The 7,015-nt window shown below is 65.6% G+C and carries 10 protein-coding genes; 6 read left to right on the forward strand and 4 right to left on the reverse strand.

Going from position 1 to position 7,015, the window contains the following annotated elements; all coding sequences use genetic code 11:
* Nucleotides 1-490: dihydrofolate reductase family protein (locus AC5P1C_RS43215; protein ID WP_493871503.1), on the reverse strand; the 490-nt coding region annotated here is incomplete at its 3' end.
* A gap of 342 nt (nt 491-832) precedes the next feature.
* Here AC5P1C_RS43215 and AC5P1C_RS43220 point away from each other — a divergent pair.
* The 4 genes from AC5P1C_RS43220 (at nt 833) to AC5P1C_RS43235 (ending at nt 2,618) form a co-directional block, all read left to right on the forward strand.
* Nucleotides 833-1,564 carry an alpha/beta fold hydrolase gene (locus tag AC5P1C_RS43220; protein ID WP_493871504.1) on the forward strand — a complete coding sequence of 244 codons (732 nt, stop codon included), beginning with the start codon at nt 833-835 and terminating at the stop codon, nt 1,562-1,564.
* A gap of 37 nt (nt 1,565-1,601) precedes the next feature.
* Nucleotides 1,602-1,754, forward strand: a complete 153-nt coding sequence (locus AC5P1C_RS43225) for a hypothetical protein (protein WP_493871505.1) — start codon at nt 1,602-1,604, stop codon at nt 1,752-1,754.
* A 65-nt stretch (nt 1,755-1,819) separates the two neighbouring features.
* A complete protein-coding gene (locus tag AC5P1C_RS43230; protein ID WP_493871506.1) occupies nt 1,820-2,194 on the forward strand; it encodes a VOC family protein in 375 nt (124 codons plus the stop codon).
* 115 nt (nt 2,195-2,309) lie between these two features.
* Nucleotides 2,310-2,618 (forward strand): hypothetical protein, encoded by a 309-nt coding sequence (locus tag AC5P1C_RS43235; RefSeq protein WP_493871507.1) that lies wholly within the window; start codon nt 2,310-2,312, stop codon nt 2,616-2,618.
* A gap of 73 nt (nt 2,619-2,691) precedes the next feature.
* On the opposite strand, the gene AC5P1C_RS43240 is transcribed toward AC5P1C_RS43235, so the two are convergent.
* Both AC5P1C_RS43240 and AC5P1C_RS43245 read right to left on the reverse strand, forming a co-directional pair.
* Entirely contained in the window at nt 2,692-3,543 is an 852-nt protein-coding gene (locus AC5P1C_RS43240) for an RCC1 domain-containing protein (RefSeq protein WP_493871508.1), read from the reverse strand.
* Between the two features lie 415 nt (nt 3,544-3,958).
* Nucleotides 3,959-4,366, reverse strand: coding sequence for a RidA family protein (locus AC5P1C_RS43245; protein ID WP_385513824.1), 408 nt, complete (start codon nt 4,364-4,366; stop codon nt 3,959-3,961).
* Between the two features lie 199 nt (nt 4,367-4,565).
* Between AC5P1C_RS43245 and AC5P1C_RS43250 the strand changes: the two genes are divergently transcribed.
* Nucleotides 4,566-5,096: a TetR/AcrR family transcriptional regulator gene (locus AC5P1C_RS43250; protein ID WP_493871509.1), complete on the forward strand. Its 531-nt coding sequence runs from the start codon at nt 4,566-4,568 to the stop codon at nt 5,094-5,096.
* An 82-nt stretch (nt 5,097-5,178) separates the two neighbouring features.
* On the opposite strand, the gene AC5P1C_RS43255 is transcribed toward AC5P1C_RS43250, so the two are convergent.
* A complete protein-coding gene (locus AC5P1C_RS43255; RefSeq protein WP_493871510.1) occupies nt 5,179-6,123 on the reverse strand; it encodes an erythromycin esterase family protein in 945 nt (314 codons plus the stop codon).
* A gap of 330 nt (nt 6,124-6,453) precedes the next feature.
* Between AC5P1C_RS43255 and AC5P1C_RS43260 the strand changes: the two genes are divergently transcribed.
* Nucleotides 6,454-6,912, forward strand: a complete 459-nt coding sequence (locus tag AC5P1C_RS43260; protein ID WP_493871511.1) for a VOC family protein — start codon at nt 6,454-6,456, stop codon at nt 6,910-6,912.
* Nucleotides 6,913-7,015: the final 103 nt, after the last annotated feature.

A 7,015-nucleotide genomic window follows, 5' to 3' on the forward strand; every position in this document is an offset into this window, starting at 1 on the left:
CTGCCTCCAGGAAGGCGCGGATGGTCGTGGCGCCGCCACCGACGCGGACGTCCTTGCCCTGGGCCGCCTCCTTCGCCTGGGCGAGCACCGCGGCCGGGTCGCCGTCGACGAAGTGGAACGTGCTGTCGGACAGCGTGAACGACGGGCGCTTGTGATGCGTCATGACGAACACCGGCGTGTGGAACGGGGGCTCGTCGCCCCACCATCCCTGCCACTCGTGGTTCTGCCAGGGCCCGCGCTGCGGACCGAACTTGTTGCGGCCCATGATCTCGGCGCCGATGTTGCGGGCGTAGTCCCGCGTGAAGTAGTCGTCCAGACCTCGGTCACCGGGTCCGGAGCGGCTGATGGGCGGGTGGTCGGTGGCAAAGGCCCAGGCGAGCAAATTCCCTGGATCGGCATGGCCGAACGGCTTCTCGAGGCTCTGGCCCTCGCCGGCGCCGAACCCGTCGCTCGAGACGGTGAAGTTCTGGACCCGCAGCAACTGGCTCATGTCGCTCCTCCTGCTTCGCGCTTTCTGATCACCTGACGAACAGTAGACCGGCCGGGCCGGGAAAACTCATCGCCGCATCCCTCTCGGTCGGGCCGTTTCTCCGGACCGCTCCCGCACCCGCCGTGCGCCTCTCAATGATCATCCGTTGTCGCATGGAGTGCTGTCGTGAGGGTGTCCAAGTTGTGCGTCACACAACGATCTTGGACGCCCTCTTTGTCGTCTCAGCGTGACCAAGCGCCACGCAGCTGGCCGCTCGAGCGGCTTCTGGCATCCCACTTGATCGCGACGAAATTCCCGCCGGTAAAGTCTCTTTGAGGAAGGTGTCACCTTGGGGGAGGGCTGATGACAACAGCGGGTGCAGTGCCCATAGTCTTCGTTCACGGGACGCGCTTCAGCGCGGGACAGTGGAGCATGCAGCTTGCCGCGCTCCGGCAAGAGTTCCCGGTAGTCGCCATTGACCTGCCCGGCCATGGGAAGCGCTCGGCACAGCCCTGGAGCCTGAGCACCGCAACGGAGATCATCGCTTCGGCGGTGGACTCGCTCGATCGCGGGCCGGCTCTGGTAGTCGGGCACTCGCTCGGCGGATATGCCTCGCTGGAGTTCGCGCGGCGCTGTCCGGAACAACTGCGCGGGATGGTCCTCGCGGGCGCCAGTGCTTCCACCCGCGGGCTCGGGGCTACGCCCTTTCGGTGGCTCGCCAGGCTGGTCCCTCGTATGCCGGCGGACCGACTGGCCCAGTGGAACGACCGGTTGCTGCGGCGGCTCTACCCACAGGAAGTGGTGGAGGCGACCATCCGTTCCGGCTACGCCTTCCATACCTTGCCAGCAGCCTGGGACGAAGTATTCGGGCGCTTCGACGCGGATGCGATGCGTTATGTAAAGGCTCCGGTCCTCATCCTGAACGGCGAGAAGGACGCCGTCTTCCGCGCAGGGGAGGCGGACTTCGCCCGCGTGCATCCGCACGCTCGCGTCGAATTGATCCCTCGGGCACGACACCTCGCGAACTTCGACGACCCAGATGCCTTCACTGATGCCGTCCGCCGCTTCGCCCGCCAGCTCCCTGCCGTCAGCTGAGTGCACCAAAGCGGGATCACCCGGCCCCCTGAACACCATGACAGCGACCGCAGCTCAGCGGGGCGTGATGGGCCGCAGCTGGCGCAGGTCAGCGGGCACCAGCGCGCGGCAGGCGGGGGGACTTGCCGACCGTAAGGTCAGCCTGCAGTCGGCGTTGACCAGGCCACGGCGGCTCGCCCCGGTGCCGTGATGTGGAACCCTGTCCGACGTGCAGGCAGGCCGCACAAGTGGCCGAGGAACAAAGGGGTGTCGGAAGTGATTCGAAAGCTGCAGGCGGTCGCGCTGGACTGCGCTGATCCGGTACAGCTGGCGCAGTTCTACGCTGGTCTGCTCGGCGGCCGAGTGGTTGCGGACGAGGGTGATCTCGACTGGATCGAGGTCCACGGGTTCGAGGGGACGCCGCTTGCATGCCAGCGGGTGGAGGGCTATCGGCCTCCCGCATGGCCCGGTCAAGAGCACCCGCAGCAGCTCCACCTGGACTTCGACGTGGACGACCTCGATGCGGAGGAGAAGCGGGCGCTCGCCCTCGGAGCGACTGTGCTGGAGCGGACCGACGAGATCCAGCCGGGAGCCAACTGGCGGATCTACGCGGACCCAGCAGGCCACCCCTTCTGCCTCTGCCTCCATTGAGCCCACCGGACGATCACGAGATCCGTGGCGAGCCAGCTGCCGCCAGGACCCTTTGGCGGAAGAGTCCGAACCCTGCGCGGCTGTAGAGCCGCCTCTTGATCTTCTTAGAAGCTACATGGATTCTGCCCGCGGTGATCATGTCCTGGAAGTCGACCCTCCCTCCATTGACTTCATCGACGGGCTCGGCCTCAGGGGCTTCGCCCAGGTGACGAGTGACGAGTTCGACTCGTACAAGAAGTTCCGCATACTTGTGCGTTCTCGACTCCTTGAACTCGATGAAGCGCTCGAAGCCGTCGACTCACAGGTGGCCCTGGAACGAGTCGCACTCTCCATCAGGGACGCGATGACCACCGCTACTGACGAGATGGACAGAGCGGCATACCCAAGGGCACACAAGGCAAGTGGCAGTACGTATGGGTTCTAGGACTGGAATCAGAACGATGTCTCAGGGGCTTGGGAATGACGGTGTGTCAGTTTGGGTTGGCGTGGCCCGGGGGCTATGGAAGGTGAACTCCGGACCAGGCATCAACTTCGCATTGCCTGTCGGCATTGTTCCCTGTGGCTATGACTGTGCCGTTGGCACGGAGGCCGAGGGTGTGGGTTGAACCGGCCGTCACGGCGATGATGCCGCGCCAATCACCGACTTCGCACTGTCCGTAGCTGTTGTCTCCCGTTGCGAGGATCCGCCCCGACGCAGTGACCCCGACGGTGTGATAGCTGCCCGCGTCCAGCGCCACCACGTCTTCCCACTCATCGACCGCGCACGCCCCGGTTGCCCGGTCACCGCTCGCTACTGCCCGCCCGTCGACTCTGAGGCCGACGGTATGGAGATACCCGGCGGAAATGGCGGCCAGTTCACGCCAACCTTCCACGGCACACTGCCCTCGTCGGTTGTTCCCCGCGGCCATTGCAGAACCGTCCGACCGGACGCCGACCGAGTGCCAGTCACCACACGAGAGGACGACCATCTCGCGCCAGGACTCTACGTCGCACTGCCCTTCTGAACTCCGGCCAACTGATAGCACGCGGCCATTCGCGAGCAGCCCGAGTGTGCGGCGCCAGCCTGCGGCCACGGCCGTGACGCCACGCCATTCGGCGACATCACATTGCCCATCGCCATTCCACCCCGTTGCCAGCACCGTGCCGTCCGACCGGAGTCCCACCGTATGAGACCTGCCCGTGTTCGTCGCGGTATGGACGTTGCCGGCTGCCACCGCGACGACGTCTTCCCATCGCTCGACGCGACATTCAGCGGCTGCGGTATTGCCCACGGCGAGAACGGTTCCATCCCGGCGCCGTCCGACCGAATGACGCCTTCCGGCCGCCAGCGCCGATGGATTAGCGAGCATTCCGCCTCCTGGTGCTTGGCGCGAGTCGCGACATGGGATGCCACCTTACTTTTTGGCCTGGAACCAGAGCGAAACCCTCAGTCGTCGCTGGATGGCGCTTTCCACGACCCAGCGGTGTATGCCGAGTCCGGAGCCGTGTTCGGGTGCCGCGTCGGGCGTTGTGCGGGGTGATTTCGTACCGTCGGACCTGGTCGCGGAAACTCTCGTGTGCGTAGCCGCGGTCGGCGTAGAGGTGCTTCGGCCTGCGCAGCGGTTGGTCGCGCTGGCCGGGATTGCTTTATCGCGCCATCGGCCGCACCGGTTGTCACTCACCGGCAGCAGCGGCTCCCACACCGCCCACTCGCCGTCCGTCAGAGCCCCCCGGCTCACGGCTCAGCATGACCAGACCCACGCCTCCCGGCTCGCAGCGATACGGCTATTCGATGACCGCGGTGGCTTCGACCTCGACCAGGAGATCCGCTTCCCCCAACGCCGCAACGCCCAGCAGGGTGATCGGCTTGACCGGATCGATGCCGAGCTTCGCTGCCGCCCGGCCCACGCCCTCACCCAGCAGCGGCATCTTCTCCGGACTCCAGTCCACGACATAGATGGTCAGCTTCGCCACGTCATCGAAGGAACCGCCGATCCCGGCCAGAGCGGTGGCGACATTGAGATAGCACTGTTCGACCTGAGCGGCGAAGTCACCCTCGCCCACGGGCCGTCCGTCGGCGTCGCGGGCGACCTGCCCCGCAAGGAACACCAGTTTTGATCCGGTGGCGACCGACAGCTGCCGGTAGACATCGGGCTTCGGCAATCCCTCGGGATTGACCAGCGTCACGGACATGAACGGCCTCTTCTCTCGCGTCAGGAGCAGTGAGATCAGCACCCCATGAAAACATAGCGATGCTATGTATTGTGGGGCCATGGCGAGGACGAAAGATCCAATGGTCCGCACCCTGCTGCTCGACCGAGCCGCACAGATGCTGCGCAGGAGGCAACCGGTCACGCTCCGAACTCTGGTCGCCGGAACCGATGTGTCAACGATGGCCGTCTACACCTACTTCGGCGGCATGGATGGCCTGTGGAAGGCATTGCGGCAGGAAGGCTTCACACGCCTGGCCGACCAACTCGCGTCCGTCAAGATGTCCGCGGACCCGGTACGCAACCTCGCGGCGCTGGGGGCCGCCTACTTGGCCAATGCCCTGGAGAACCCCGACCTCTACCGCGTCATGTTTGATGAGGGCTTCGACCTCGAAGACACCGGTGCCGCGGACGAAACCCTGCATCACCTCGTCCGCGCCATCGACGGGGCCAAGGCGAACTGCCGCTTCCGTGACGAGGTCGACCCGCTGGAACTGGCAACACAGAGCTGGACCATCGGCCACGGTCTCGCCTCACTGGTCGCCACAGGCCCCCTGCCGCACCAGGCACTCGCTCACGGCGTGCCCATGCTGACCGCACTGTTTACCAGCGCAGGAGACGAACCCGACCGATGCCGCCGGTCTGTCGAGCGTGGCTGGGGACGGATGCCCTCAGCCGGGCCCGGCTCTCGTGATCGGAGAGACAAGGCCTAGTCGGCCCTTAGGTCCCGTCCGGCGGATCAGTGTATATCTGCGTGGCGGAGCCGGCGTCTGCGGAATGCTCCGCCGGGCAGCCTCAGGGCAAGGGCCGGCACGGTGTCACCTCTTGCGTGTGGACGACGACGTCGAACCAGCTCGCGAGTGACCCGCCCGACATGTGGTAGGCCGCATCATCCCGGGGATCGTAGAACGGGCCGATCAACCGCGTGCGCGTCGGGGCGTCCAGGAGGCGGCGGATCGGCTCGGGTTGCGATGTGCCCAGATCCAGGACGTATCCCGCCCTGTTCTCGGCGGCCGCATGCAGCAGGCTGTCGACGAAGTCCCGGCGTGGAGCGGGCAGTGGCTGGCCGATCGAACCATGCGCCATGGTCAGGCCCACGGACCGGTAGTCCAGTCCCAGCCGTTCACGCAGGTATCCGCCCATATTCTGATGCGACTCCAGGAGCTCGGAGGGGGACACGGTACGAGGGGCGCCGACGGCGGTGTGCGCCATCCCGCCCCAGTAGACGACCTTGTCGCCGGTGAGCTGCTGCCACCAGCTCACACCGTCGGCCAGCGTGCGTTCCAGTTCGGCCAGACCATCGAGCCGTGTGGTATGCCGCACCGGTTCAGCAGGGAACTGCGCGAAACGTACCGGGTCGCCTGGGTGACGCTTGTTGTAGGACCGCATCCAGTGGACGAGATCGAGGATCTCGGCGGTCTGCCAGAACGACCGTGCCCTTCCCAGCAATGCACGAGGGTCTCCATCGCCGGTGGCGACATAGACGTCCAGGCCGAGGCGACCAGGGTCGTCGCCCTCCAATGCAAGGGAGCGGAACCCCTCTTCTTCCACCAGCAGCCGCACGATGCGATGCGCCACGTCCGACAATTCGCGTGTCTGTCGGGCAGCTGCTCCAAGCGCCACGATCTTGGCGTCCCGCACCAGTGGGGCGAGCGGCCGCAGATCGTCCAGTGGCTCGTCAGGCTTCCTGTTCACGAGCACATGGGAGTTCTTCTTGATCCATTCGGTCACTGTCTCCATTGGCCTGCCCTTCATCCCCGAGCTCCGCTTCTTGCGGACCACTCCAGGAGATCGTCTGACCTCAAGCTTGGTTGAGGTCAAGAGCCTTGACGTCGAGTCGGCGCTCATCACTGGAGCGGCCTGTAGTGGCTCAGGTGCGGATCCAAAGGCGTATCGCGACCACCGTGACAGCTCCGTGGAAGACGTAGGCGCGGTCACTGTCGCAGCGATCAAGCTATGGCTTCGCACAGCACCCTGCTCGGTCGCCCATTGATCCATGCTTGACCTCAAGTACGGTTCAGCTTCTACCTTCAAGGTCATCGGCAGCAGCCACCCAAGGAGGCAGTTCCCATGACCGAGACCGCCATTCCCGAGACCTACCGCAACGCTGTCGTCGCCCACATCATGGTCGACGGCGCCGCGAACGCGATCGACTTCTACACCCGAGCCTTCGGTGCCGAAGAGCTGTTCCGCCTCGACGGCCCGGACGGACGCATCGTGCACGCCGAGGTCAAGATTCAGGGCGCCACCATCATGCTGGGCGACGCCGAGGGACCACTCTTCAGCGCACCGACGGCTGTCGGTGGCACCACCGTGGGCCTGCACGTCTTCGTCGATGACGTCGATGCTCTGGCGCGGCAGGCCACCGCGGCCGGTGCGGAACTCCTGCAGCCACCGGCCGACCAGTTCCATGGCGACCGCACGACCATGTTGAAGGACCCCTACGGCCACATCTGGGTCTTCCTCACACACCTGGAGGACCTCACGCCGGACGAGGTGGCCCGTCGAGCCCGGGAACTCTTCCTCTGAACGATGATCCGCCGGACAGGCCCTAGTGCTGGATTCCTCAAAGGGTGTACACATATTGGCGCCGCCGTTGCCGAGTTGGCGGTGCTGGTCTGCCCCAGATCCA

This window comes from Streptomyces sp. A18 (assembly GCF_059026065.1).

Coding starts and splice junctions, on each gene's coding strand:
- AC5P1C_RS43220 (WP_493871504.1), top strand. CDS start 833: ATGACAACAGCGGGTGCAGTGCCCATAGTCTTCGTTCACGGGACGCGC.
- AC5P1C_RS43225 (WP_493871505.1), top strand. CDS start 1,602: ATGACAGCGACCGCAGCTCAGCGGGGCGTGATGGGCCGCAGCTGGCGC.
- AC5P1C_RS43235 (WP_493871507.1), top strand. CDS start 2,310: ATGGATTCTGCCCGCGGTGATCATGTCCTGGAAGTCGACCCTCCCTCC.
- AC5P1C_RS43240 (WP_493871508.1), bottom strand. CDS start 3,543: ATGCTCGCTAATCCATCGGCGCTGGCGGCCGGAAGGCGTCATTCGGTC.
- AC5P1C_RS43245 (WP_385513824.1), bottom strand. CDS start 4,366: ATGTCCGTGACGCTGGTCAATCCCGAGGGATTGCCGAAGCCCGATGTC.
- AC5P1C_RS43250 (WP_493871509.1), top strand. CDS start 4,566: ATGGCCGTCTACACCTACTTCGGCGGCATGGATGGCCTGTGGAAGGCA.
- AC5P1C_RS43255 (WP_493871510.1), bottom strand. CDS start 6,123: ATGGAGACAGTGACCGAATGGATCAAGAAGAACTCCCATGTGCTCGTG.
- AC5P1C_RS43260 (WP_493871511.1), top strand. CDS start 6,454: ATGACCGAGACCGCCATTCCCGAGACCTACCGCAACGCTGTCGTCGCC.